Annotated in this window: 18 protein-coding genes; 12 read left to right on the top strand and 6 right to left on the bottom strand. The window is 55.8% G+C overall.

Features of this window, described 5'->3' with window-relative positions; genetic code table 11:
• Positions 1-33 precede the first annotated feature (33 nt).
• Positions 34-1,728, top strand: coding sequence for a molecular chaperone HscC (locus ABFV38_RS11385; protein ID WP_348957270.1), 1,695 nt, complete (start codon positions 34-36; stop codon positions 1,726-1,728).
• Complete coding sequence (locus ABFV38_RS11380) at positions 1,729-3,063, top strand: J domain-containing protein (protein WP_348957269.1); 1,335 nt, start codon at positions 1,729-1,731, stop codon at positions 3,061-3,063.
• 73 nt (positions 3,064-3,136) lie between these two features.
• Here ABFV38_RS11380 and ABFV38_RS11375 read toward each other — a convergent pair whose 3' ends face one another.
• Positions 3,137-4,624 (bottom strand): UbiD family decarboxylase, encoded by a 1,488-nt coding sequence (locus tag ABFV38_RS11375; protein WP_348957268.1) that lies wholly within the window; start codon positions 4,622-4,624, stop codon positions 3,137-3,139.
• A gap of 113 nt (positions 4,625-4,737) precedes the next feature.
• On the opposite strand from ABFV38_RS11375, the gene ABFV38_RS11370 reads away from it, so the two are divergent.
• Positions 4,738-5,622 carry a LysR substrate-binding domain-containing protein gene (locus ABFV38_RS11370; RefSeq protein WP_348957267.1) on the top strand — a complete coding sequence of 295 codons (885 nt, stop codon included), beginning with the start codon at positions 4,738-4,740 and terminating at the stop codon, positions 5,620-5,622.
• On the opposite strand, the gene ABFV38_RS11365 is transcribed toward ABFV38_RS11370, so the two are convergent.
• Together ABFV38_RS11365 and ABFV38_RS11360 are read right to left on the bottom strand one after the other, a co-directional pair.
• Positions 5,613-6,512: a LysR family transcriptional regulator gene (locus tag ABFV38_RS11365; protein ID WP_348957266.1), complete on the bottom strand. Its 900-nt coding sequence runs from the start codon at positions 6,510-6,512 to the stop codon at positions 5,613-5,615. The genes ABFV38_RS11370 and ABFV38_RS11365 overlap by 10 nt on opposite strands.
• 4 nt (positions 6,513-6,516) lie before the next feature.
• Positions 6,517-7,503, bottom strand: coding sequence for an MBL fold metallo-hydrolase (locus ABFV38_RS11360; protein WP_048223266.1), 987 nt, complete (start codon positions 7,501-7,503; stop codon positions 6,517-6,519).
• 252 nt (positions 7,504-7,755) lie between these two features.
• Here ABFV38_RS11360 and ABFV38_RS11355 point away from each other — a divergent pair, with 252 nt between their 5' ends.
• From ABFV38_RS11355 to ABFV38_RS11345, 3 genes are all read left to right on the top strand, one after another.
• Positions 7,756-8,763, top strand: a complete 1,008-nt coding sequence (locus ABFV38_RS11355) for a LacI family DNA-binding transcriptional regulator (protein WP_348957265.1) — start codon at positions 7,756-7,758, stop codon at positions 8,761-8,763.
• Between the two features lie 91 nt (positions 8,764-8,854).
• Positions 8,855-10,249, top strand: a complete 1,395-nt coding sequence (locus ABFV38_RS11350) for an MFS transporter (RefSeq protein ID WP_348959420.1) — start codon at positions 8,855-8,857, stop codon at positions 10,247-10,249.
• Between the two features lie 43 nt (positions 10,250-10,292).
• Entirely contained in the window at positions 10,293-11,648 is a 1,356-nt protein-coding gene (locus ABFV38_RS11345) for a NosD domain-containing protein (protein WP_348957264.1), read from the top strand.
• Between the two features lie 118 nt (positions 11,649-11,766).
• On the opposite strand, the gene ABFV38_RS11340 is transcribed toward ABFV38_RS11345, so the two are convergent.
• Both ABFV38_RS11340 and ABFV38_RS11335 read right to left on the bottom strand, forming a co-directional pair.
• Positions 11,767-12,507: a 5'-nucleotidase, lipoprotein e(P4) family gene (locus tag ABFV38_RS11340; RefSeq protein WP_348957263.1), complete on the bottom strand. Its 741-nt coding sequence runs from the start codon at positions 12,505-12,507 to the stop codon at positions 11,767-11,769.
• A gap of 77 nt (positions 12,508-12,584) precedes the next feature.
• The gene (locus tag ABFV38_RS11335) at positions 12,585-13,112 is read right to left on the bottom strand and encodes a GNAT family N-acetyltransferase (RefSeq protein ID WP_045910584.1); all 528 of its coding nucleotides are present in this window, start codon (positions 13,110-13,112) and stop codon (positions 12,585-12,587) included.
• Between the two features lie 132 nt (positions 13,113-13,244).
• Here ABFV38_RS11335 and treZ point away from each other — a divergent pair, with 132 nt between their 5' ends.
• From treZ to glgX, 3 genes are read left to right on the top strand one after another with little or no spacing between them, the layout of a single operon-like run.
• Positions 13,245-15,032 carry a malto-oligosyltrehalose trehalohydrolase gene (gene treZ, locus ABFV38_RS11330; RefSeq protein WP_348957262.1) on the top strand — a complete coding sequence of 596 codons (1,788 nt, stop codon included), beginning with the start codon at positions 13,245-13,247 and terminating at the stop codon, positions 15,030-15,032.
• On the top strand, positions 15,029-17,497 hold the full coding sequence (gene treY / locus ABFV38_RS11325) for a malto-oligosyltrehalose synthase (RefSeq protein ID WP_348957261.1): 2,469 nt from the start codon (positions 15,029-15,031) through the stop codon (positions 17,495-17,497). The genes treZ and treY overlap by 4 nt, the downstream gene beginning before the upstream one ends.
• Before the next feature lie 15 nt (positions 17,498-17,512).
• Complete coding sequence (glgX, locus tag ABFV38_RS11320; protein WP_348957260.1) at positions 17,513-19,588, top strand: glycogen debranching protein GlgX; 2,076 nt, start codon at positions 17,513-17,515, stop codon at positions 19,586-19,588.
• Here glgX and ABFV38_RS11315 read toward each other — a convergent pair whose 3' ends face one another.
• Positions 19,589-20,134 carry a winged helix DNA-binding protein gene (locus tag ABFV38_RS11315; protein ID WP_024908533.1) on the bottom strand — a complete coding sequence of 182 codons (546 nt, stop codon included), beginning with the start codon at positions 20,132-20,134 and terminating at the stop codon, positions 19,589-19,591.
• Positions 20,135-20,334: 200 nt separating this feature from the next.
• Between ABFV38_RS11315 and ABFV38_RS11310 the strand changes: the two genes are divergently transcribed.
• Genes ABFV38_RS11310 through ABFV38_RS11300 form a run of 3 tightly spaced genes read left to right on the top strand, consistent with a single transcriptional unit; the run spans position 20,335 to position 23,045 of the window.
• Positions 20,335-21,057: a DUF969 domain-containing protein gene (locus ABFV38_RS11310; protein WP_008501655.1), complete on the top strand. Its 723-nt coding sequence runs from the start codon at positions 20,335-20,337 to the stop codon at positions 21,055-21,057.
• The gene (locus ABFV38_RS11305; RefSeq protein ID WP_348957259.1) at positions 21,054-22,040 is read left to right on the top strand and encodes a DUF979 domain-containing protein; all 987 of its coding nucleotides are present in this window, start codon (positions 21,054-21,056) and stop codon (positions 22,038-22,040) included. The genes ABFV38_RS11310 and ABFV38_RS11305 overlap by 4 nt, the downstream gene beginning before the upstream one ends.
• Before the next feature lie 9 nt (positions 22,041-22,049).
• A complete protein-coding gene (locus ABFV38_RS11300) occupies positions 22,050-23,045 on the top strand; it encodes a DUF2891 domain-containing protein (protein WP_348957258.1) in 996 nt (331 codons plus the stop codon).
• Positions 23,046-23,051: the final 6 nt, after the last annotated feature.

The following is a 23,051-nucleotide window of genomic DNA, read 5'->3' as shown; positions in this document are numbered from 1 at the left end:
TCAACAGACTAACAATAAAAAACGGGTATACCGATGACGCATAATCAGGTGCTGGGAATCGATCTCGGCACAACAAACAGCGCGGTCAGTGTTTGGCTTGAGGGGCGGCCAGTGCTGGTTACGAATAAATTTGGTGAGGTTCTGACCCCTTCCGTCGTGGGTCTTGACGATGACGGTAATATTCTGACAGGTCGTTCCGCCCGGGATCGTTTACAAACTCACCCCCATCTCACGCAGGCGAGCTTTAAACGTTTTATGGGGACAGACGTCCAGCTTCCGCTTGGACAGCGGCAATTTCGTGCGGAGGAGTTATCCGCTCTGCTGCTTCGCCAGCTCAAAGAAGATGCTGAAGTCTGGCTTGGTCAGGCCGTCTCCGAAGCGATCATTACCGTTCCGGCTTACTTTAATGATGTACAACGCCGGGCTGTAAAAAATGCTGCGAGCCTGGCAGGACTGAATGCAATCCGCCTGTTAAACGAACCTACAGCTGCGTCGCTTGCGTTTGGATTACTGGAAAACCGCGAACAAAAATACCTTACGTTCGATCTTGGCGGCGGGACATTTGATGTTTCCATTATTGATATGTTTGAGAGCGTGGTGGAAGTTCGTGCCAGCAGCGGTGATGTACGGTTAGGTGGAGATGATTTCTCTGAGGCCATTCTGCACTGGATGTTGCAACAACATCCTGCTCTTAACGCTGCCCCCGATACGGTGAGAGCCGAGCTGCTGGCAAAAGCTGAAAGCATGAAACTGACGTTTAGCCAGTATGCAGAGGCACAGGCAACGCTATTCTGGAATGATACAGAGTGGCGTTGGTTAATGAATGAAGAGCAATTTGCTCAGTGCTGCAAACCGATTTTAAACCGGCTTCAGGCGCCTGTTCAGCAGGCTCTCCATGATGCGCGGTTCTCGGTACACGATCTGGACCACATCCTGCTGGTGGGAGGGGCTACCCGTATGCCACTCGTACGCCAGACGGTCGCACGTCTTTTCGGCCGCTTCCCACGTTACGATCTTCATCCAGATGAAGCCGTAGCGCTTGGCGCGGGCGTTCAGGCGGGAATGGTCATGTCTGATGTCGCCGTGGAGGATATTATTCTCACGGACGTGATGCCTTTTTCTCTGGGGGTTGAAGTTGCCCGACGGAGTTTGGACCGTCTTGAGACGGGCTTTTTCCTGCCACTCATCGAACGTAATACCTTTCTACCCGTGAGTAAAATGGAGACAGTCAATACCGTTGAAGATAATCAACGCACTGTCTTACTGAAGATTTACCAGGGGGAGGCGCGCAAAGTTCGCGATAATATTTTTCTGGGTGAAATGAGTATCGATGTTCCCCCTGCACCGGCGGGAGAGGTCTCTCTGGATGTCCGCTTTACCTACACCCTCGATGGTTTGCTGGAAGTTGAATGCCAGTGCCAGGGAAACCCTGCCATCTCAAGGCTGATTATTGAGAAAGTGCCAGGGCAGATGAGCGATGAACACATTGCCGAGAGCCTGCAAAAACTCGCTGCACTCAAAATCCATCCTCGCGATCGTAAGGAGAACGTCGCGTTGTTGGCTCGCAGTTCACGTCTGTATGAACGGCTTCTTGGGGACGAGCGTGTCTGCATTGACCGGCTTACAACAGAATTTGAGTGGGCGCTTGAGAGTCAGGAGCCGCAGCGGATTGAACGTTGCGCACGTGAGGTTGAACTTTTTCTCAATCACTACGAAGGGGTCAGGTAGATGAGTATCTGGCAAATTCTTGATATTGCCCCTACAGAGGATGAATCGGAAATTCGGCGAGCCTATGCCCGCCAGTTAAAAAAGAATCGCCCTGATACCGACCCCACGGGTTACCAACGGCTGCGGGAAGCATTTGATGATGCAAAACGGTTAGCACAGCAAGGCAAAGAGAAGGGGCCGCAACCTGTTTTTGTCGATGAACCGGCAGCCATGGTTGATCGTCTGGAAGAAACTGACGAACGCGTGGCCGTTGTCTTACCAGAGCGTGAAGCGTTATACACGGAACAGGAAATATCGGCTCTGGCTTATAAGCTCGTCAACGAAGAGATAACAGGCATTGCTTCTCTCAAGCGTCTCTCCGCTCGCATTAACGGGCGAGGAAGTCTTGAACAACAACGAATTTTCAGTCAACGTCTTGCCGCTGCACTGGCTGAACAGGATGGATTAACTGAAGCGCAACTTGATATCGTGGCGGAAACGCTGGACTGGCGGATAAATGATTACGACTTTAGCCATGTCATCCCGCTTTACGTTCAGCACGCCATCAATCATCAGATACGCCAGACTGAAATCCTCCGTGTCTGGCAGAAAATGGAGGCGGAAGGGAAGCATGGTTCATGGCGGGAGAGGATGGCTATTAAGCTGCTCAGAAGTGAACGTCAGAACGTCCCCTGTTGGATACGATTAGTGCCGGGTCTTATTGAGGCAATGGCAGCACGATATCAATACTTACTGCATTTTTTCCCCGAAACGCTCGCCAGGTTGAATCCCGCCATTCAGCCGTTTCTGCAGAAACCCCGTTTAGGCATCACCTCGGCGGGTCTTTTCTTATTCGCATTCTGGGGCTTTCTTTTCAGCGCTATTTTACCCTCCACAGGGGGCATTAGCCTGGTCAGCACCATTACGATAGCCACCCTTTTTTTCTACCTTTACTTCAGCGATATGGTGCTGATAGGTCTTCATTCCAGGCCCAGATTGCTCAGTGCTTTTTTGGGCATTGAGTTCCTGTTTTCACTCATCATTATTCAGTGGTTCTTTGGCGGACTCTATTTTGCTGCGCTTTCGGCCATTACTGCACCCGGTCTGGGGCCACCGCTCCTGGTGACGGCGATCTTTTTGCTGCTGTCGGCGATAGCCATATGGGCAGTATGGCCAGGCCAGAAGGTACCGGCGATACGTTTGCCGGGGATCATTATGAGCAGGCTCTTTGCCAGTCCATGGCGGATCCTGGAGGTGATGAATTTCGCATGGTATGGCTTACTCTGGCTTTTCATTCATTACTTTATTTGCGCTGCAGTTATGGCGGCGCTGATTAAGCAGTTTAGTGAGAGATGAACCGGGTATAACGCTCTCATAATAAAGGTCACCCCGGCTTAAGCCGGGTGACCTTTTTATGTTTGTCTGAAGCTTATTTTTTACCGGCAAACAGCTCCGGCGCCCATGGACGCGGATCCACCTCCATAAACGGCGCGCGCTCGAAGCGGTCCTTCAGCGCCCACGGCACCGTGCAGTCGAAGATCGTCTTGCAGGAAATGCCGTTGCCGCGAATCGAGGTGCTGTAATCCGGCGACTGGGACGGATCCAGCTGGTGGCCGCGGATCCCCGGAATATTGGTGATACTGACATCACCCTGCATGCGCGTCGTCATCGCCCACAGGATGTCGTCGCTGTCGAAAATATCCACGTCTTCGTCGACAAGAATAATGTTTTTCAGCTCCGAGTAGGTGGCCAGGGCGATAAGCGCCGCCTGGCCCTGACGCCCTTCGTCTGACGGCTGGCGTTTTTTCACCTGCAGTATCCCGAGGAACTTACCGCCGCCCGCGGTATGGGCATAGACGTTTTGCAGGAAGCCCGGAATAGCCTCTTCAACGGCATTGCGGATGCTGGCCTCGGTCGGCAATCCGGCCAGCGTGGTATGTTCTTCCCCCGGTCCCACCAGCGTCTGCAGGATGGCGTGGTTTCGCATGGTCACGGCTTTCACTTTGATCACCGGCAGGGAGGGATTCGCCTCGCCGCAGTAGCCCGGGAACTCTGGCATCGCGTGGCCGGTGTTGGTGTGCTGATCCTCTCTCACGCGCACGCCCGGAAGCAGTTCACCTTCGATGATGATTTCCGCCCGCGCGATGGCTTTCTCTTTGACCGCCACGCCCTGCACCAGCTCAACCGGCTGCTGGCGCAGCGCCCCGGCGACGCCCAGCTCGTTATAGCCAAACGGCGTGGTTGGGGCCTCAAAGCACGCGCCGATATAGATGGCAGGGTCGAGACCCATGTTGATCGTCACCGGCAGCGGCTTTCCGGCATCTTCCGCCTTTTTGCGGAACACTTCGATATGGCGCCCGGCGGCAAGGAACATGGAAAGCTCGTCGCGCTCCTGCACGCAGAGGCGGTGAATGGTGACATCCGTCAGCGAGCTGTCTTCCGGATCGCTTGCCAGCACCAGCCCCAGACAGAAGAACGGACCCGCATCAATCGGCGTGTTGGTTGGGGCCGGAAGCAGCTTGCGAAGGTCGAAGTCAGGATCGTCAGCGTAGAAGACCTGCTCCTGACAGGGGGCCTGCGAGGCCGGGACGACAACCGGCGCAACCGGCTTTTTGACTGCCTGGCCGACGTGTTTTGCCAGTTCAGAGGGCTCGCAGCCCAGAAGGAGCGCCGCGCGCTCGCGGCTGGCGTGCATACCCACCAGGATGCGGGAGTGCGGATAGCCCTTAATGCTGTTGAACATCATGGCCGGGCCCGTACGGGTTGGACGTTTGACCGTGCCGCCCGCGCCGATATGGCGATAGACGCCCGCCAGCTCCGCATTGGGATCGACCGGATGATCGGTTTCGATATACTGCCCTTCGTGGCGCTGCAGTAAGGCGATGGCGCTGCGGAGATCGTTAATCTTGTGTTCCATATTTTCCTCCCTCGGTTGAATACCTCCATTTTTATGGCAATGACCAATAGCATCAATTGCATCATTACTGTTAAATTGATAAGTAAATTCATATCAATATAAGGAGGCGTCTCGTGCAGTTTCGTCAGATGCGCCACTTCATCGTCGTGGCCGAAGAACTCCATATGCACCGGGCCGCCGAGCGTCTGAACATGGCGCAACCGGCGCTGAGCCAGCAGATAAAGGCGCTGGAAGAACGTTTAGGCGTCACGCTTTTCAGCCGTGCGAATCGCCGCTTAACCCTGACGCCCGCGGGCGAAGCGTTCCTGGTAAAAGCCAGGCTTGCCATCTCGTTAACCGAGCAGGCAGTGCTGGACGCCAGACAGACGGCAAGGGGCGAGCAGGGCGTGTTAAACCTCGGGTGCGTGTCGAGCGCGATGTTCGACGGCAGGCTATCCGCCGCGCTGCGCCAGATGCATAGCCGCTGGCCGGCCATTACCATGTCGCTGATGACGGGAAACGTACAGACGCTCTACGCTGCCGTGCAGAGCAACCAGCTGGATGTGGCCATCATCCGCGCGCCACTGCCGTCTCTGCCGGACGATCTGCAAAGCCGGCCGTTCGCCTCGGAGAAAACGGTGCTGGCGCTCTATCGTCAGCATCCGCTGGCCGCGTCCGCCGCGCTGACGCTCTCGTCGGTGAAAGACGAAAAATGGATCTCCCTGCGCGACCCGGAGGGAATGGGGCTGGAGCAGTATTTCTATGACGCCTGCAGCGGGGCGGGCTTTCAGCCGGACGTGGTGCAAAACGCGACTGACGTGCCCACGGTGATAAGCCTGGTATCGGCAGGGTTTGGTCTGGCGCTGCTGCCCGCGTCGGCAAAGGCGGTGAGCGTCGAGAACGTCGTCTACGTGGACATCCTCGACCGGCTGCGGGAGAGCGAACTCACCCTGGTTTGCCACCGGATTATACGCTCAGAAGTGCTTAAAAAGTTTCTGGTTACCCTCGATCACACCTGACGTCCGGCGGCCCGCAGGAGCTGCTCGCGCAGCCAGGCATTCGCCGGATCCTGGCTGTTTTTAGGGTGCCAGTACATGTTGATGGTAATCGGCTGGAGCGGCAGCGGCGGTGGAAAAATATCCAGCGTGCTGGCGAACCGTCGCAGCATCCGTTCCGGCAGGGTACAGACCAGGTCGGTACCGGCAACCAGCGGCGGCGCCATGGCGTAGCTCTGGGTGGACATGGCGACGTGTCGCTGATAGCCCAGCCCGGCAAGAGTTTGGTCGACAAAGCCGGTAAACGGATCTCCCGCCGACGACACCACCAGATGGGAAAGCGCGCAGTAGCTTTCCAGATCTAACGGACCTGTTCCGCGCGGATGGCCTTTACGCTGGGCGGTGGCAAACGCGTCGTCGAGGAGTTTGCGCCTCACCCAGCCGTCATGGGCGCCCGCGCTCACGCCGATGTAGATGTCCACATCCCCGTTTTCGAGCTGCTGCGGCAGGTCAGTCATCTCCGGCAGGGCGAAGCGCAGGCGGATGCCGGGGGCGTCGGTTCCCACCTGGTTAAGCAGCCCGGTGCCGAGCATCAGCGCCGGGTTCTCATGCAGCGCGATAACAAAGGTGCGGCTGCTGGTTTGCGCATCAAATGCCGTGGGGGCAAACATCGCGCTGATGCCGCGCAGTACGTTCGCCACCTGCGGCCTGAGCGCTTCCGCTCGCGGCGTGGGAAGCACCCCGCGTCCATGCGGGGAGGGAATGAACAGCGGTTCGCCAAACAGCGTGCGCAGACGGGCGAGACGGGCAGACAGCGCGGGTTGGCTGATGCCCAGCCGAGCGGCCGCATGGGTGATGTTCCTGTCCTGAAGCAGGGCGTCCAGCGTCAGGAGCAGGGCTATGTCCATCGTCATCGCTCTATTTCGCGCCGCTGGCGTCCCGGTTGGTATAGGTGACAGGGACCCAGGCATAACCGCCTTTCTCACCTTTCGTCACATAGCCGATGCCCGGGAAAGGCAGGTGCGGGGCGGCAACCAGGTCCTTGTTTTTCACAAAGTCAGCGAACGCATGCTCGCGTACGCTTGCCGCTTTGTTCTGATCTTCATCGTAGGTGATGGTCACCGCAGGCTGCGGGAACTGAACCGCCGCGGCATGAATGATGTCGCCGACAAAGGTGATCTTCTCGCCTTTACTCGTTAGCGTGTAGAAGGCTGAACCCGGCGTATGGCCGGGATGAACCGTGCCGGTCAGACCCGGGAGAATCTCCGATGTACCGCTAAACGGCACCACTTTCCCCGCATCAAGATAGGGTTTTAAGGTCTTCTGCGCGACGTCAAAGTAGTTCTTGCCGTAGCCGGTTTTCTTCTGATTGTCGTCGTTAAAGAAAAAGTCGATATCCGGTTTGCCAACGAAAACGCGCGCGTTGCTGAACACCACCTTGCCATCTTTCACCAGACCACCGGCATGATCGGAGTGAGCGTGAGTCAGCAGGACTTCAGTGATGTCCTCGGGTTTTATCCCCTGCGTAGCGAGGCTTTCAACCAGACGTCCGCCGGTATCAGGACCAAAGAGCTGGCCCGAGCCGGTATCCACCAGGATTTTATGTCCGGGTATCGCAATCAGAAAAGCGTTGATGGAGACCTCAGCCGGGTTGGTCTGAAAGTTTTTTGCGAGCAGCGCATCAATGTTTTGCGGCGTTGTCCGGCGCAGCAGCTTGTGCAGATCCTGCGCGACGGTCCCGTCGGTAAACGAGGTGACAAGCACGTCGCCGACCTGCACGCTGTAACCGCCCGCCGGTTGTTTAACGACGTGCTGCGGCGTTTCTGCCGAGGCCTGGAGCGCAGGGTAGAAAAGCAGTGAACTGGAAATCAGTGTGGAAAGAGCAAGTTTTTTCACGGTAAGCATACGAGTCTCCTTTGAAAGTGCTCATCTTACTGCTCCGTAAAATTATAAGAACCTGCCCAGAAATGATAGGACCTATAAATGGGTTGGATAGGTCCAGTGGGAAAACGGCGGCTAACGTTTCGCAACGCGAATGGAAAAATGAGAGCGTGAACCGGAATTCATGTAACGAAACAACATGTGAACTGGCTTACATTTTTGACCTCTATCACACTTTATAGTGACGTCATTGTGTAGAGGGTACATTTCATCATTATGGCTTCCATTAAAGACGTCGCAAAAAAAGCTGGAGTATCAACAGCTACCGTATCGCGGGTGCTGAACAATCACCCCAGCGTGGTACCCGAAACGCGTCGGGCGGTACGTGATGCGATGGATTACCTGTGTTATGTACCCAATAAAAGCGCGATTCAACTGAGCGGTAAATGCTCAGGCCTGATAGCCGTCGTGCTGCCGAATCTGGTCAACCCACATTTCTGTGAACTGCTGGCGACGTTTGAGGAAGAAGCCCGTTACATTGGCAAAACGGTGATCGTTAAAACGCATCAGAACCAGCCGCAGCAGGATAAACAGATCGTTCACACCCTGATCGGGATGGGTATTGACAGCCTGCTGTGGGTGCCGACGGAAGCGGAAGCTGAACTGGCGGAGTGGCTTACAGCAACACACATTCCGGTTGCCGTGGTGACGCAGGTTTCCCGTTTTTTTAACTCGGTGTCGATTGATCAGAGCAAAGGTGCGGAAAAAATTGCGGAACATTTTATCCAGACCGGACATACCGCGTTAGGTTTTATTGCACAGGAGGGCGTAGACAATCGAAAAGTATCCGCCTGGAGTAAAAAAATCACCGGACACGGCATAGCACATAATCCACAGAACCAATTCTGGATAGCAAAAGGCGAGGGTGAAAAAATATCAGGTCATATCAGTATCCTTGACGATATTATAGAGAATTTAGCCAGACGAAGAGCGATATGTACGGGCCTGATGATCTATAACGACGTCGCTGCCAGCTATATTATTGATGGGTTAAATGTCAAGGGTTTATGCATCCCACAGGACATTGCCGTCGTTAGTTTCGATAATACACTGCTGGCGCAGACCAAGAAAATTACCAGCGTCGCACAGCCGATAAATGAAATTGCGCATCTGGCATTTCAGATGGTCAATAATAACAAGCAGGAAAGTATCGAAATGGTTGAAATCGACTCTCGCCTGATTATTCGTGAGAGCAGCATTACCCTTAATATCACTACGCTTTAAGTATTTATTAATCACATGCAACTCGAAGAGGGAATGTCTCCCTGACTTCGGATGATAAACCTTGCTTTGTATTTATTATCAATATTTAAGGATATATATGACAGCCGCAGATAAACACAGCGCTTATGAAAAATTGAGTCTGAAAGAAAAGATCGGCTACGGTATGGGCGATGCTGGGTCATGTATGATCTGGAGCGTGCTGGCGCTATATCTGACCTGGTTTTATACCGACGTGTATGGCCTTGACGCCGGTATTGTTGGTACCCTTTTTCTGGTAATCCGTGTTTTTGACGCCTTCAGCGACCCCGTTATGGGCGCAATTTGTGACCGTACCCGAACCCGCTGGGGTAAGTTCCGGCCGTGGTTGTTATGGATGGCCGTACCGTTTGGTCTGGGCGCGGTATTGATGTTCACCACGCCGGACCTGAGCATGAACGGGAAAATCATTTATGCATGGGTTACCTATCTGATCATGTCGTTGATTTATACAGCTATAAATATCCCGTACTGCTCGGTTGCGGGCGTTATTACGCTTAATCAGAAAGAGCGTCTTGGCTGTCTCTCATGGCGCTTCTTCCTCAATGGCCTCGCAACGCTGATTGTATCTTCTTCTATTTTGCCGTTAACCGACTGGCTGGGTGACGGGAATAGGGCATCTGGCTTTCAACTGACCATGATGATCATGGGGGGAGTCGCCACATTAATGTTCTTGTTCTGTTTTTCCAGTATTAAAGAGCGAGTGGTCTCGATTAAGACCAATGACTCCTTAAGAAAGGATCTCAACGACATCATTAAAAATGACCAATGGCTGTTGATGATCTCCATTACCTTTCTGAACGTTTTTCCAGCATTCATTCGCGGGGCAGTCACCATCTATTACGCCACCTATGTGATGCAGGCCTCCGTAGGATTTATCACCTTCTTTATGGCTCTCGGTGTGGCCTGCAATATGCTGGGTAGCGTCATCGCTAAACCGCTGACCGATCGTTTTGATAAAGTTAAACTCTTTCGCATTATTAATATTATTCTCGGCATACTTTCCTTTGCCCTGTGGTTTATCGATCCGCATTCATTGACGCCGCTACTGACGCTTTTTATTGTCATAAATATTCTGCACCTGATTCAGTCTGGTCCAATTCTGTGGGCCATGATGTCCGACGTCGACGATTATGGCGACTGGAAGTTTGGTAAACGTCTGACCGGTATTTCTTTTGCCGGGAATCTTTTCATGCTGAAAATGGGACTGGCTGTCGCCGGGGCTATTGTCGCGTGGATACTGTCCTGGACCGGTTATGTTGCGAATCAGGCTCAACAAAATCCGCAGACCCTCCAGGGCATTATTATGATGTTTTCGTTATTGCCGATGGTGAGCTATTTCTTTAGCGCGTGGATAGTGCGTTACTTCAAGCTGAATAATACGTTCCTCGAGAAAATAAAAGTCGAGCTCGCTAAGCGTGAACTAGAAACAAACCCTACTTACGCGTAGTAATAAATTTGTTTAATGTTAATTGACTATAAGGATTTTACACATGCCCAGTAATAATTATTACGATGTCACAGAGTGGAGTACAGGTAATCCATATGATGATATTGGTGAAGTGATTAATAGTATTATCGCAGATATTAAGCGTCGGCAAACAAATACCGATGTGAATGAAGGCGGTAAACCCGGCGCGGTGATTTATATTCCACCAGGCGATTATCATCTTCTGACACAGGTTGTCATTGATATTAGTTATCTAAAAATCATGGGGTCCGGGCATGGTTTTACGTCTTCAAGTATTCGCTTTAATACCCCAGAAAGTGACTGGACAAACTGGCATGAATTATGGCCAGGTGGCAGCCGTGTCCTGGTGGATATGTCACCCGAAGCGGGAGGCGAGGAATCTACTGGAGCCGCATTCTATATAGCGCGCAGCGGTGACCCGCGGATAAGCTCGGTTGAGTTTGCTGATTTTTGCATCGACGGACTGCACTTTGTTGACGACGGTTCTGGAAGCAATGACCCGGAGAACAGCTACCTTAACGGCAAGACCGGCATTTACATAGCCAGCGCGCAAGACTCCTTCCGCATCAGCGGTATGGGTATGGTTTATCTTGAGCACGGCGTGACCATTTATAATGCTGATGCCCTGGCTATCCATAACAACTTCATCGCTGAATGTGGTAACTGCATTGAGCTACGTGGGTCCGGGCAGGCTTCAAAAATCATCGATAACCTGATTGGTGCAGGCTACAGAGGCTACTCTATTTACGCTGAAAACTTCGGTGGCCTGTTGATTACCGCTAACAATATCTTTCCGCGCGGAAAAAGCAGCGTCCATTTCTCCGGGGTGGTTCGCTCCTCAGTCAGCAGCAACCGATTCCATTCGTTTTACCCGGGCATGCTGGTCCTTGAAGAAGAGAGCGCTGAAAACCTGGTATCGTCAAACCATTTCTTCCGCGAGCGTGAACCGTGGGGGCCAATGCAGAGCTACAATAATGGGTTAGATGATTTATATGGTCTGCTGTATATCAGCGGTGATAATAATTCCGTCATTGCCAACCATATTTCCGAGACAATTGATACGCAATTTATAACCCCACCGGGCGTAACCCCGGTCATTATTCGAGTGGTAGCGGGTAAAGGAAATTATATTTCTGACAATCATATTGTCGCCACTACCGAAACGTCTGCCGTAGAGCCAGCGGCAGACGCCAGCGCGTGTTTCTCAACCCAAGTGAATGCATTACTGACGACCGATGGACTTGAAGCGCTGACGGTAACAACCGTCCAGATTGAAGCGGCATCGGTGCAAAATACCATACTGGATTCCGGTACTGACGCTCAGGTCGTGATGGATAAAACCGCGAATGCCTTCAGAGCGACGCCCACGCCTGCGTGAAAGATGTTGATGAATATTTAGCATCCCAGAAAATGTAAGTATCGCCCGGCGGCGCTACGCTTGCACGGGCCTACATTCAGGACGTAGGTCAGGTAAACGCAGCGCCGCCTGGCAAGATTCATGGTTTCCAGCTGTCCAGGGAAGCTTTGGACCAGGCGCCATAAGCGGCATTAGGCAGCACAATCCAGTCGTTGCCGAAGTGTTCGGCGCTGGCTTCAACCAGCTCACGCTGCTGCTCGCTCGGCTTTTTGTTTTTAAACTGCACGGCAAAGTCCGGCAGGCTGTCGCCGAACAGCATCACGATCTGCTGCTTTTTGAGGATGTTCTGGCGGCGCTCTTCCTTGCTGACCGTATCCAGCAGCACGCTTTCGTCAGACACCTGCGGCAGGCCGAGAGCGTTTAACGTCTTCAGCGTGTCGGCTTTATTTTCCTGCATACGATCCGAGACATAGTAGATCCGGACCTTGCTCTGATTCACGTGGTCAAGAAACGCTTTTGCACCCGGGATTAAGCCGGGTTTTCCCTGCTTCTCCCAGTCGCTCCAGGTGTCCCATTGTGTATAGTCGTGACACAGCTCCGCGTCGCGCACCAGCAGAGGGGTGTTATCCAGCACCGTTTCGTCGAGGTCCATCACCACGGCGTAGTTTTCGGGCGTTTTCAGATCCTTTAACTTTTCGTTGAAACGCTCGGTGGCAAACCGATAGGTTTGCAGCTGAAGGGCCATAATCTCTGCCGATTTCTGCTGATAGCGCAGCGCCATTTCGTACGCTTTCGGTTCACACAGGTCGCGCTCAGCGGCCGTCGCCGCTGTACTTAAAACAGGTAATGCCAGCAGTAATGCCTTCGCCATAAAATTCACGCTTCTTTCCTCAACGCCTTGTTTAAAATCCGCAAAGAGTAGTGAAGTTCAATGACAGAAATATGAAGGCCGCATCGCTAGACCAGCATGTAATACCAGAACAGGGCGACCTCGTCTTTTTCCGGCAAGGCGTTGTAGAGATAACGGTCGTATCCGCCCAGGGTGAATCCGTAGTGACGGTAAAACAGGCAGGCAGAGACGTTCACATTTTGTGTTTCGAGTCGTAATCCCGGCGCGTTTACGCTGCGGGCCCAAACGTGGGCGGCGGCCATTAATTTTTGCGCGGCGCCGGTTCTGCGTCTGGTGCGATCAACGGCAATATAATCCACTGAAATAAACTTATTCCAGCCGATTGACGCGGTAATAAATCCGGCTAATTCACCGTCATCCGTTTCCGCCACAAGAAATATGGCGTCCGGATTAACGCAATGGTTTTCAAGCGTTTGAATGTCGAGTTCGTAGGTTTTTATCCACGGCTCGGCGACGGCTTCAATATGCAAATCACAATGGATAAAGGGCTCTCGCGCAATGTGGCTAATGGTGAAAGAAAAGTCACAACATTCAAGACGGACGAGGTCCGTATTTAATCCTTTTCGAATCTGCATAGTATTCCCGATAGTGAGTTATTTCATAAAGAATAGACGAAGCGGTTAAATCCGCTGAGCTCACGCACTTTTAATCCTGAACTAAGCTTGTACTTCGTTCCGCGTAAAATGTGGGTCATTCGAGGACAATGAATGGAATTCAGGACATTTCAAAAGCAGTGGGGTGCTGAGTTTATTTCCGATGACGTTGTACGTTTTCGCGTCTGGGCAGAAGGACAGAAAGAACTTACGCTACGTCTTGCCGCCACCGACGTGCCGATGACGGCAACCGGCGACGGCTGGTTCCAGGCAGACGTCCCTGGCGTCACGCACGGTGCAGAATATCAGTTTGTTCTTCAGGACGGCATGGCGGTGCCCGATCCCGCCTCGCGGGCGCAAAAGGGCGACGTTAACGGACCCTCGGTAGTGATCGATCCCCGACGTTACCAGCCGGTCAACCGCGACTGGGCAGGGCGGCCGTGGGAAGAGACGATCATTTACGAACTGCACATCGGCACCTTTACCCCGGAGGGCACCTTCCGGGCGGCAATCGACAAACTGCCGTATCTGGCAGAACTCGGGATTACCCAGCTTGAAGTGATGCCCGTCTCTCAGTTTGGCGGTTCTCGCGGCTGGGGGTACGACGGCGTGCTGCTGTATGCCCCTCACTCTGCCTACGGTACGCCGGAGGATTTCCACGCGTTTATCGACGCCGCGCACGGGCTGGGGCTTTCCGTGGTGCTGGATATCGTGCTCAACCACTTCGGCCCGGAGGGGAACTATCTGCCTTTGCTGTCACCCGCGTTTTTCGATGCTCAGCGGATGACGCCGTGGGGCAACGGCATCGCCTACGAGCGCGAGCCGGTGAGACAGTACATGACCGACGCGCCGCTCTACTGGCTGACGGAATACCGGCTGGACGGCCTGCGGTTTGATGCCATTGACCAGATTAAAGACGGCTCGGACACGCATATTCTCGAGGAGATTGCCGCAAAAATTCGCGAGGCCATTCCGCACCATCACGTTCACCTGACCACGGAAGACAGCCGCAACGTGATTTTCCTGCATCCGCGCGATGAACAGGGCAACGCGCCGTTGTTTACCGGCGAGTGGAACGATGACTTCCACAACGCCGCCCACGTATTTGCCACCGGTGAGACGCACGCCTACTACCAGGATTTTGCCTTTGAGCCGGAGAAAAAGTTCGCCCGGGCGCTGGCGGAAGGGTTTGTCTACCAGGGCGAGGTGTCTCTGCAAACCGGAGAATCCCGAGGGGTGGAGTGCCGCACGCAGCCGCCGCAGTTCTTCGTCGATTTTATTCAAAACCACGATCAGACCGGCAATCGCGCCCAGGGCGAGCGGCTTATCTCCCTCGCGGGTGCCGACAAGACGCGGGTGCTGCTTGCCGCGCTGCTGCTCTCTCCCCATATCCCGCTGCTGTTTATGGGCGAGGAGTTTGGGGAAACGCATCCGTTCCTGTTCTTTACCGATTTTCACGGCGAACTGGCAAAGGCGGTGCGGGAAGGGCGCGCGAAAGAGTTTACTGGCCATGCCGGGCACGATGAAACCGTCCCGGATCCGAATGACGTGAACACCTTTGTTCACTCAAAGATCGACTGGAATAAGATTGCCACCGACGAAGGTAAAACGTGGCTACGCTTCACGCGCCACCTGTTGACGCTGCGCCATCGCTATATCGTTCCGCTTCTGCATCCGGGCGGGGCCGTTGAGGGCCATGTGCTCAAGACCGCGCCCGGCATGGTTGCGGTGTGCTGGCGCTTCCCGTCGGGGACGCTCTCACTGGCGCTTAATATCGGCATTAAGCCCGTCGCGCTGCCCGCTATGGCGGGGGAGACGCGTTTTGCCTCGCCGGAGGTCACTGACGTTTTACCCCCGAACGGTATTGTCGTTCGCTTTGCTGATGGAGAAGCATCGTTATGATCCCTTCCGCCACGTACCGAATTCAGTTCCGTAACGGCATGACCTTCGACCGCGTTGTGGCGCTGGTGCCGTATATGAAGGACCTCGGCATTAGCCACCTTTACGCGTCGCCCGTATTCACTGCCACGACGGGATCTACCCACGGCTATGACGTGACCAACCCGAATGAAATCGACCCTGCCATCGGCGGGCGAGACGGGTTTGACCGTATGGCCGCCGCGCTTAAGCAGGCCGGTATGGGGTTGATTCTGGACATTGTCCCCAACCACATGTCCACCTCGCTGGAAAACGCATGGTGGCGGGATGTGATTGAATATGGCCAGCAGAGCCACTATTTCCGCTACTTCGATATCGACGGGTCGCGACCGCTAACGCTGCCGTTTCTTGGCGACACCTTTGAGGCGGAGCTGGAGAAGGGAGCTATCACGCTAAAACGTGACCCTGTCACGAAAAAGGCCGCGCTGGTCTACTACGACGCCGAGTATCCGCTCAACCCCGGCACGTACAGCGAGGAGAAGAGCATTGCAGAACTGCACAACGCGCAAAGCTGGCGGCTGATGTCCTGGCGGGAGGCGCCGAAGCAGCTCTCGTGGCGGCGCTTCTTTGAGATCACCGGGCTGGTCGGCGTTCGGGTTGAAGATGATGCAGTCTTCGACGACACGCACCGGCTGATCCTTGAGCTGGTCCACGCGGGCGTGGTGGATGGTCTGCGCATTGACCATGTCGACGGCCTGGCGGATCCGCTGGGCTATCTGCAGCGCCTGCGGCAGGCCACCGGGCCCGACTGCTACATTACGGTCGAAAAGATTCTCGCCAAAGGGGAACAGCTCCCCGCTGACTGGCCGGTATCCGGTACCACCGGCTACGAGTTTATCGCCTCGCTGGCGGAAGTGCTGGTCGACGACGATAGCCTGGGACGTCTTGAGAAAATTCACGACGAGACGCTGGGCATCACGGTCGATCGCCACGCGGAACTGCGGGATGCCAAAGGCCTGATGGCCGATCGTAATTTTGAGGGTGAATTCACCACGCTGCTAAGCCTTGCTGCCGATCTGGCACGCCGCAATGAGGTTGCGCTGCCGCACGAGGAAATCCGCCACGCGCTGCGCGAACTGCTTATTGCGTTTCCGGTCTACCGCACCTATGGCACTCGCGAGGGGTTAACCCCGCCGGACGTGGCGCTGCTCAACCGCGTGGTTGCCAGCGTGGAGACGTCGGAAGCCGCGCTCAGCCTGATCGTGCGCATTCTTACCGGCGACCTGCCGGAAGATTGCCGCGAGAGCGCCGCGCTGTTCAGAACCCGCTTCCAGCAGCTCACCGGGCCGCTGATGGCGAAGTCCGTTGAAGACACGCTTTTCTTTCGCCACAACCTTGAGCTTGCGCTCAATGAAGTCGGTGCCGACCCGACCCCGCGCGCGTTTTCCTTATCCCGCTTTCATCAGGAGATGCGCATTCGTCTGGCCCGTCAGCCCGACGCGCTGCTGGGCACCTCTACGCACGATACCAAGCGCGGGGAAGATGCCCGGGCGCGTCTCTACACCCTGACGGAAGCCCCGGAACGCTGGGGGGAAAATCTGGCCCGCTGGCGGCAGATGAACCAGACCCAGGTGCGTTTTCTCAATGACGGTACCGCGCCAAACGCCGCCGATACGTGGATGATCTACCAGGCGCTCGCGGGCGTCTGGCCCGCCACGCTGTCACCGGACGACGCTGACGGGCTGGCATCACTGCAAGAACGTTTTCTCGGCTTCCTCGAAAAAGCGCTGCGCGAGGCGAAACAGCGCACCGACTGGATTGACAGTAACGAGAGCTATGAGAGCGTGGTGTTGAGCTACGCGCGGCACCTGCTTTCACCGGACAATAGCCTGTTCCTGCACGATTTCAGCGAGGCGATGCAGCCCTTTATCCGCGCCGGGCTGATGAACAGCCTCAGCCAGACGGTGATCAAGCTGACGGCCCCCGGCGTGCCGGATATTTATCAGGGCAGCGAGGCGCTTAACTTCAGCCTTGTCGACCCGGATAACCGACGCGAGCCGGACTTTCCGGCCCTGGTGCAGAGCCTCAGCGCGGCGGATGCCGGGGTGTTTGACAACCCGGCATGCTGGCGGGACGGCAGGGTGAAGCAGTTTGTTACCGCCACGCTGCTGCGGCTTCGACCGCACTACGACGCGCTTTTCCGCTACGGCGACTGGCTACCGCTAAAGGTCAGCGGCGAGCGCGAGGAGAACCTGATTGTCTATGCGCGCGTTAAGGACGACGAGGCGCTGATTGTCGCCGTGCCGCGTCTGGTTTTTGACGTCACCGATAATCATCAGCTGTGGGTCAATACCACGGTCGCGTTACCCGACGAGCTGGCCGGGAAGCGCTATCGGGATCTGTTCAGCGGCGAAAGCCGCATGCTGCAAGAAACGCTGGCGTTAACGTCAGAAAAGGGATGTGTACTGGTTCTGCTTACCTGCGAATAATCGTGGAGAACGAAAATGGCAAAGGATACATCGTTTGAAATTCGGGCCGGTCATGGCCAGCAGTTGGGGGCGAATTATGACGGGAAGGGCGTTAACTTCGCGCTGTTCTCCGCTCACGCTGAACGGGTGGAACTCTGTCTGTTTGACCCGTCCGGGAAAACGGAAATCGCCCGGCTGGAGCTGCCGGAGTATACCCATGAGGTCTGGCACGGCTATGTGCCTGACCTGAAGCCGGGGGCGCTGTATGGCTATCGCGTCTACGGCCCCTACGACCCGGAAAACGGTCATCGCTTCAACCCGCATAAGCTGCTTATCGATCCCTACGCCCGCGAACTGGTGGGTGACATCGACTGGAACGATGCCCATTTCGGCTATGAGCTGGGGCATGACGAGCTTGATTTGAGCTTTGACACGCGGGACAGCGCGCCGTTTACGCCGAAAGGCAGGGTCATCGACCCGAATGCCTTTGACTGGCAGGACAACAGCCGACCGAACGTGCCCTGGCCGCATACCGTTGTCTATGAGAGCCACGTGAAAGGCTTTACCCAGATGAACCCGGCCATACCGCCCGAGCTACGCGGCACGTTTGAAGGCATGGGGCATAAAGCCTCGGTCGATTATATCAAAAGCCTGGGCATTACCTCGGTGGAGCTGCTGCCGGTTCACTGGTTCCCGGATGACCAGCACCTGCTCGACCGCGGCCTGAAGAACTTCTGGGGCTATAACACGCTGGGCTTTTTTGCTCCTGCGTCGCGCTACTACGGTCCGGCGGGGATCCAGGGCTTTCGCGATATGGTGCGCGCCTATCATGACGCGGGCATTGAGGTGATTCTGGACGTGGTGTACAACCACACGGCGGAAGGGAACGAGCTTGGCCCGACGCTCTCGTTTAAGGGGATTGATAACTACAGCTATTACCGCACGCTCCCGGACCAGCACCGGTACTACATCAACGACACCGGGACGGGAAATACGGTCAACACCTCGCATCCGCGCGTGCTGCAGATGGTGATGGATTCCCTGCGCTACTGGGCGGAATCGATGCACATTGACGGTTTTCGTTTCGACCTCGGGACGATCCTGGGCCGCGAGCCCGAAGGGTTTGACCCGCGCGGCGGTTTTTTTGACGCCATGACTCAGGATCCGGTCTTATCCCGACTGAAGCTGATTGGTGAACCCTGGGATATCGGTCCCGGCGGCTATCAGGTGGGCGGATTCCCGCCAGGCTGGGGGGAGTGGAACGACAAATACCGCGACACCGTTCGCGAGTACTGGAAGGGGGACAACGTCTCCACGGACTTTGCCGCGCGGCTTCTCGGTTCCGGCGATCTGTACGATCTGCGCGGACGCCGGCCGTGGGCCAGCGTCAATTTCATCACCGCCCATGACGGCTTTACGCTGAATGACCTGGTGTCGTACAACGAAAAGCACAACGCCGACAACGGTGAGGACAATAACGACGGGCATAACGATAACCGCTCGTACAACTACGGCGAGGAAGGGCCAACCGAGAACCCGGATATTATTGCTACCCGCGAACGGCAGAAACGTAATTTCCTGACCACGCTGCTGTTCTCCCACGGCACGCCGATGCTGCTGGCGGGGGACGAGTTTGGCCGTACGCAGAAGGGGAATAACAATGGGTACTGCCAGGACAGTGAGATCTCGTGGATCGACTGGAAGGGGCTGTCCGAAAACGACGCTGCGCTGCGCGAGTTTACCCGTCGTCTCATTGTCCTTCGCGCGCAACAGCCGCTGCTGCGCCGTGAAAGCTGGCGCGACGGGCTGGAGATCCGCTGGTTCAATGCCGGAGGCGGTCCACAGCAGGCCGAGCAGTGGGATGAAGGCTCGACGCTTGGGGTCTCCATCAGCAGACCGGATCTGCGGCAGGAGGACGGTATCTGGCACGACGTGCTGATGCTGTTCAACCCGTTTGAAGGCACCGTGCCGTTCCAGATCCCGCAATTTGGCGAAGGGGGATGGGTGCTGGAGCTGTCTACGGCGGATGACGCTGCCACCGGGACAGCGATCACCGAAACCATTGAGTACGAACTGGCTGGGCGCAGCATTACGCTGTTCCGGCGTCCTTAGTTACAGTGACGCCGCCGCCCTTGCGGCGGTGTCATACAGGGAGGAGATCGTGCGTAACAGCTGCGCGGTCTCGCCAATCGACTTCCCGGCAATGCCGCTCTCCGCGTGGATCGCAATCAGACACGCTTCCCGCACGTCCCGGTATTTCATGCACAGCGCTTTCCCTTCCTCCGTGGTAGAGAAAAAAAGCTCTTTACCCGCTTTCTCGCTCGTCACGTAGCCTGCTTTGACCAGCTTTTTCAGGGCATAGGTCACCACGTGGGTATCTTCCACGTTGAGGACGAAGCAGATATCGGCCAGCTTTTTCTTGCGGTCGCGGTGGTTCACGTGATGCAGCAGCGAAACGTCAAAGGCGCCCATATCGGGCTCGCCGGCAGCCGTCATGCAGCGCACCATCCATTTGTTGAACGCGTTGCTGGTCATGATCAGCGCATATTCCAGCTCTGATAACTCCGCGCAGCGCTCGGATACCAGGTGGCGGGAAGAGACGATCCGGCCATCGTTGATATCGTCGCGATCGGGTGAAGCACTCTTTTCTGAGGTCATAACGTTCCTTAGCCAGAAATGTAAACTCATCGATAAAATAAGAACATTTTATTGATAATTTGTTTACATGTTTTTGAGGTTCAGATATAGCTTTTTAGCGCAGGTTTTGCGAAGCCTGCCAACAAAACACAACATCGCTCGCCGCAAATTAAAAAAATAGCCGTCGGCGCGCAACGCTCACTTTCGATAGGGTAAACGTTATGGACGGTACTACGCTGTTGCCGCTGATCGGGATACCGATCGTGGTTATTGGTTTTGCACTGCGCTTCAACCCGCTGCTGGTGGTCGTGGTGGCGGGGCTGGCGACGGGTCTGCTGGTCGGGATGGATTTCGGCATGCTGCTGGAGACCTTTGGCGAGAAGTTCGTCAACAGCCGATCGCTGGCCACTTTCATCCTGATCCTGCCGGTGATTGGTCTGCTGGAATATTACGGGCTAAAAGAGCGCGCCCAGGCCTGGGTGGCGAAGATCGCCAGCGCCACCTCAGCGCGTATTCTGATGCTCTATTTTGTCGCCCGTGAAGGTACCGCCGCGCTGGGCCTGATGTCGCTGGGCGGTCACGCGCAGACGGTGCGCCCGCTGCTGGCGCCGATGGCCGAAGGGGCGGCGCTGAACGAATATGGCGAGCTGCCGCAGCACATTCGCGACAAAATCAAAGCCCATGCCGCCGCGTGCGACAACATCGCGGTTTTCTTTGGGGAAGATATCTTTATTGCCTTTGGGGCGGTGCTGCTGATCGACGCGTTCCTGAAAGAGAATGGTATTCAGGGCATTGAACCGCTGCATATCGGCCTGTGGGCCATTCCCACCGCCATTGCGGCATTGATTATTCATATGACGCGCCTGTTGCGCCTCGATGCAAGTATCCGTCGCGACGTGATGGCCTGGCGTGCAGAGCAGGGTACGCAGGAGGCCGCGCAATGATGACGCTTATCACCATTAACCGCGTGTACTACCTGATTGGCTTTGTCGTGATGCTGCTGGTTGTGATGACCCTGCGCGATCGCGCCAATCCGAAGCGCTTTACCACCGCGCTGTTCTGGTTCTTGTTTGGCGGGATCTTCCTGTTTGGCGATCTGATGGTTCAGGAGCTCGGCAAATCGCTGGCGTACCGGATTATCGGCGGCGGCGTTATCGCCATCGCGCTGCTGGCGGGGTTTGGCCTCGTCGGGAAAGGGCACTATAAAATGTCGACCGAGGAGGAGCGCGTCGCGTCGTCAACCCGGCTTAAAAACTGGCTGTTCCTGCCCGCGCTGATGATCCCGGTGGTGACGGTGCTGGGCACGTTATTCCTGAAGGGCGTTTCGGTCGGCGGCGTGTTTCTGCTCGATCAGAAGCAGCTCACCCTGGCGGCGCTGTGCGTGGCCTGCGTCGCGGCGATCCTCACCGGCTGGTGGCTGACCAAAGGCACACCGCTGCATGCCGTTCGTCAGTCCCGTCGTCTTGTCGATACCATCGGCTGGGCGGTGATCCTGCCGCAGATGCTGGCCATGCTCGGCGGCGTGTTCGTGGTGGCCAACACGGGCGACTCGGTACAGAAGGTGGTGAGCCTGTTTGTGAACCCGCATAGCCGCTTTATGCTGGTGGTGATTTACTGCGTGGGTATGGCGCTGTTTACCATGATTATGGGTAATGCCTTTGCGGCCTTCCCGGTGTTAAGTGCCGGTATCGCCTTGCCGTTTCTGATCAACGTGCATCACGGTAACCCTGCGCCGCTGCTGGCGATTGGCATGTACGCGGGCTACTGCGGCACGCTGATGACGCCGATGGCCGCGAACTTCAATATCGTTCCCGCCGCGCTGCTGGAGCTGAAAGACAAATATCAGGTGATCAAGATCCAGATCCCGACCGCGTTAACCCTGCTGGTGGTGAACGTGTTCTTAATGTATTTCCTCGTGTTTCGCTAAGGAGCTGTCATGGAATTAACGCAACATCAGGCCGACGCGTTTGCCCGCATGCCTTTGACCTATTTGCGCCAGGAATACCCGAACCACATCATGCACCTGCTTAATGATGATGGTGACGTTCTGCCGCCGCGTGAACTGCACCCGATTTTCTACGGCTGTTTTGACTGGCACTCGGCGGTGCACGGTTACTGGCTGCTGCTGCGCTGCGTGCGCCTCTATCCAGAATTACCGTGTCGGGACGCGATCGTCGCGCTTTTTGACGAGCACATGACCGAAGAGAACGTGGCGAAGGAGTTGGCCTATTTTACCGCGCCGTTCCGCGCCTCGTTTGAGCGACCGTATGGCTACGGCTGGCTGCTGGCGCTGGCCCAGGAGCTGAAACAGTCGTCGCTGCCGCAGGCCGCAGGCTGGTACCAGACGCTGGCGCCGCTCACCCAGGATATTCGCAACCGACTGGTGGATTACCTCGGTAAGCTCACCTATCCGATCCGCGTCGGGACGCACTACAACACCGCGTTTGCCCTCGCGCTGGCGCTCGATTACGGTCGTACAGTCGGAGACAAGGCGCTTGAACAGGCGATTGTGGCAGCGGCGGAGCGGTTTTATCTCGCCGACACGCGCTATCCGGCTCATTATGAGCCCGGCGGAGACGAGTATATTTCCGGCGCGCTGACGGAGGCGCTGCTGATGAGCAAGGTGGCTGAAGACTTCCCGGCCTGGTTTGACGCGTTTCTGCCGGAGGTGGGCGCCGTTACGGCACTGATGAACCCGGCGGAAGTGAGCGATCGTACCGACCCGAAAATTGCCCATCTGGACGGATTAAACCTCAGCCGCGCGTGGTGTATGAAGCACATTGCGAAAGCGCTTCCAGCCAGCCACCCGGCGCAACCGGCATTGCGCGAGGCGGTGACGAAACATCTGGCCGCAAGCGTCGGGCATGTGGTCGGCAGCCACTATAGCGGCGGGCACTGGCTGGCGAGCTTTGCGCTGCTGGCGCTGGAGTAAACAAAC

The sequence above is a fragment of the Enterobacter cloacae complex sp. Mu1197 genome (assembly GCF_040059225.1).
GTDB lineage: Bacteria > Pseudomonadota > Gammaproteobacteria > Enterobacterales > Enterobacteriaceae > Enterobacter > Enterobacter quasiroggenkampii.
Note: the sequence above shows the minus strand (reverse complement) of the source record. Positions and strands in the feature narration are given on the sequence as shown.

Coding starts and splice junctions, on each gene's coding strand:
- ABFV38_RS11310 (WP_008501655.1), top strand. CDS start 20,335: ATGGACGGTACTACGCTGTTGCCGCTGATCGGGATACCGATCGTGGTT.
- ABFV38_RS11385 (WP_348957270.1), top strand. CDS start 34: ATGACGCATAATCAGGTGCTGGGAATCGATCTCGGCACAACAAACAGC.
- ABFV38_RS11360 (WP_048223266.1), bottom strand. CDS start 7,503: ATGCTTACCGTGAAAAAACTTGCTCTTTCCACACTGATTTCCAGTTCA.
- ABFV38_RS11375 (WP_348957268.1), bottom strand. CDS start 4,624: ATGGAACACAAGATTAACGATCTCCGCAGCGCCATCGCCTTACTGCAG.
- glgX (WP_348957260.1), top strand. CDS start 17,513: ATGGCAAAGGATACATCGTTTGAAATTCGGGCCGGTCATGGCCAGCAG.
- ABFV38_RS11335 (WP_045910584.1), bottom strand. CDS start 13,112: ATGCAGATTCGAAAAGGATTAAATACGGACCTCGTCCGTCTTGAATGT.
- ABFV38_RS11365 (WP_348957266.1), bottom strand. CDS start 6,512: ATGACGATGGACATAGCCCTGCTCCTGACGCTGGACGCCCTGCTTCAG.
- ABFV38_RS11305 (WP_348957259.1), top strand. CDS start 21,054: ATGATGACGCTTATCACCATTAACCGCGTGTACTACCTGATTGGCTTT.
- ABFV38_RS11380 (WP_348957269.1), top strand. CDS start 1,729: ATGAGTATCTGGCAAATTCTTGATATTGCCCCTACAGAGGATGAATCG.
- ABFV38_RS11355 (WP_348957265.1), top strand. CDS start 7,756: ATGGCTTCCATTAAAGACGTCGCAAAAAAAGCTGGAGTATCAACAGCT.
- ABFV38_RS11300 (WP_348957258.1), top strand. CDS start 22,050: ATGGAATTAACGCAACATCAGGCCGACGCGTTTGCCCGCATGCCTTTG.
- treZ (WP_348957262.1), top strand. CDS start 13,245: ATGGAATTCAGGACATTTCAAAAGCAGTGGGGTGCTGAGTTTATTTCC.
- treY (WP_348957261.1), top strand. CDS start 15,029: ATGATCCCTTCCGCCACGTACCGAATTCAGTTCCGTAACGGCATGACC.
- ABFV38_RS11315 (WP_024908533.1), bottom strand. CDS start 20,134: ATGACCTCAGAAAAGAGTGCTTCACCCGATCGCGACGATATCAACGAT.
- ABFV38_RS11345 (WP_348957264.1), top strand. CDS start 10,293: ATGCCCAGTAATAATTATTACGATGTCACAGAGTGGAGTACAGGTAAT.